This window comes from Candidatus Obscuribacterales bacterium, from assembly GCA_036703605.1.
In the GTDB taxonomy this organism is placed as follows: domain Bacteria; phylum Cyanobacteriota; class Cyanobacteriia; order RECH01; family RECH01; genus RECH01.
Genome location: DATNRH010001017.1, coordinates 1 through 3043 on the forward strand (window position 1 = coordinate 1; position 3043 = coordinate 3043).

1 protein-coding gene is annotated in these 3043 nt (G+C 55.7%); it reads left to right on the forward strand.

Annotated elements, in window-relative coordinates:
• On the forward strand, positions 1 to 2665 hold a 2665-nt coding region (locus V6D20_20760; GenBank protein ID HEY9818211.1), incomplete at its 5' end, for a tetratricopeptide repeat protein.
• Positions 2666 to 3043: the final 378 nt, after the last annotated feature.

Here is a 3043-nt window from a genome sequence, read left to right on the forward strand (position 1 = left end):
TGCCAACAGCCTCAATAATTTGGCGGCGTTGTATGGAGCGCAGGGGAATTACGGGGCGGCAGAACCCCTCTACCAGAGATCGCTCTCCATCTTAGAAACTGCTTTGGGTGAAAATCATCCCAATGTTGCTATCAGCCTCAATAATCTGGCGCTGCTGTATCGAATGCAGGGGAACTACACGGCGGCGGAACTCCTCTATCAGCGATCGCTGTCCATCTGGGAAACTACCTTGGGTGAGAATCATCCGGATGTTGCCCTCAGCCTCAATAATCTGGCAGCTTTGTATCAAGCGCAGGGGAATTACGGGGCGGTGGAACCCCTCTACCAGCGATCGCTTGCCATCCGGGAAGCCACTTTGGGAGAAAACCATCCCGATGTCGCCCAAAGCCTCAATAATCTGGCAGCTTTGTATCAAGCGCAGGGGAATTATGCGGCGGCGGAACCCCTCTACCAGCGATCGCTCTCTATCTGGGAAACCACCTTGGGTGAGAATCATCCGGATGTTGCCAACAGCCTCAATAATCTGGCGGAGTTGTATCGAGTACAGGGGAATTACACGGCGGCGGAACCCCTCTATCAGCGATCGCTCTCCATCCGAGAAACTGCTTTGGGTGAGAATCATCCCAATGTTGCCCTCAGCCTCAATAATCTGGCGGAGTTATATCGAGCGCAGGGGAATTACACGGCGGCGGAACCCCTCTATCAGCGATCGCTGTCCATCTTAGAAACTGCCTTGGGCGAAAATCATCCCGATGTGGCTACCAGCCTCAATAATCTGGCGCTGTTATATGAAGACCGGAGGAATTACGCGGCGGCGGAACCCCTCTATCAGCGATCGCTCACTATCTATGAAACGGCGTTGGGTGAGAATCATCCCGACGTTGCCAACAGCCTGAATAATCTGGCTGGGTTGTATCAAGCACAGGGAAATGTGGCCGCAGCACTGCCGCTGTTTGAACGAGCTGCGGAAAGTCGAGAATCCCAACTTGAGCTAACCCTAGCGGTCTCCTCCGAAGCGCGGCGGAGGGCTTACCTAGCCACGTTTGCAGGAGAAACTAACTGGGTAATTTCCTTGAATCTTCAAGACGCACCGGACGCAGCTCCCTTGGCGCTGACGACCCTACTCCGCCGCAAAGGGCGAGTCTTGGATGCTACGGCAGAGAGCTACGCCACCCTACAACAACAGTTAACCCCAGAAAACCAGGCGTTGCTGGATGAATTGCGTCAAATCGACACTCAGCGAGCTAACTCATTTTTTGATGAACCCGTGGAGGGGCAGGCAGAACTGGTAGCCTCTCTAGAGGCCAGAGCCGAAGTGTTGCAAAATCAACTCGCCCGGGCCAGTGCCGTCTTCCGCACCGAGACCCAGCCCATTACCCTAGAGGCCGTGCAGCAGCAGATTCCAGCGGACGGGGCATTGGTAGAACTGGTGCGCTACGAGCCGTTTGATGCCACAGCATCCCCACAAGACCAATGGGGAGCACCACGCTATGCGGCCTACGTGCTGTTCCCCTCTGGCGAGATTCGCTCCGTGGATTTGGGGGATGCCGCCGCTATGGATGCCCAGGTCTTCACCTTCCTCGATACCCTGCGCAATCCTCGCTCCAATATTCAAGCGATCGCCCGCGCCCTCGATGCCCAACTGATGCAGCCGATTCGCGCCCTCACCGGTGATGCCACCCACCTGCTGCTCTCCCCCGACGCGGCCCTCAACCTGATTCCCTTCGCTGCCCTGATGGACGAAAGCAACACCTACCTGCTAGAGCGCTACACCTTCACCTACCTCACCTCCGGTCGCGATTTGTTGCGGATGGATCGCGGTCTAGAGCCGGAGCAGGGCCCGGTGATTGTTGCCAATCCCGACTATGGAGCCACTGAGCTAGCCGCGTCCCGTGGTTCTACCATCCGTTCCAATCCAGGCATCCCCACCGCCCAGCGCTCCACCGACTTTAGCAGCCTCAGCGCCTTCGGCTCCCTCCCCGGCACCGAAACGGAAGCGGATGCCATCATGCCCCTCTTGTCCAACGCCACCCGCTGGGACGGAGCCGAGGCCACTGAAGCTGCCATTAAGCAAGTTCAAGCGCCCAGCATCCTGCACCTCGCCACCCACGGGTTCTTCCTGCAAGACCAAGACTGTCTGGCGGTTCCCGGCGGTACCCGCACTGCCTCGATTGACGTTGTCTCCACCGTTCAAACCGACTGCGTGCCCACCCCGCGCAATATGGAAAATCCGCTGCTGCGATCGGGGTTGGTATTTGCCGGAGTGAATCAGCGGGCAAGCTTCGCTGATGATGATGACGACGGCGTGCTCACGGCTCAGGAAGTCACCCGAATGAACCTGTTCGGCACTCAACTGGTAGTGCTGTCGGCCTGCGAGACGGGGTTGGGGAATGTGGTGAACGGCGATGGGGTATATGGTCTGCGGCGGGCGTTTGTGTTGGCGGGGGCGGAAAGTCAACTGATGAGTTTGTGGAAGGTAGACGATTTGGGCACCAGTGACCTCATGCAGGGATACTATGAACGATTGCTAGCTGGTTCCGGACGCAGCGAGTCTTTACGGGACATTCAGCAAGAGTTGCTCAACACCGAAGCCTATCAGCATCCCTACTACTGGGCGGGGTTCATTGCCTCTGGTAATTGGCGATCGCTAGAGGGGCGGGAATAGAAAACTGTACAGTCGAGAGAACGCTTAAACGTCATAGAAACTGCCACGTGACCGATCATGCCAACTCACGCTTTCTGTCTCCATGAAGACAGTCTAGCTACAGAGAGAGCGATCGCTAGTTTTCATGGGTAAGAACAGAGAAGGATGTTGCCATGGGAGAGTAGCTGTTGAGCAGATTCTAGCTGCTGCCCAGAAAAGTAATTTCTGATTCATGAGCGATCGCATATACGCGTATGCGCAAAGATTAAGATGTTGATTGTTTTGAGGTAAGTGATAGCGCAACATCGGAGTATTTAAGGAGTGATGGTGGGACTAGATTATTGCAGTAACAAGTTAGTGAGTGCCCCGATAAATGACCGCATAGACTCAGAGGATTAA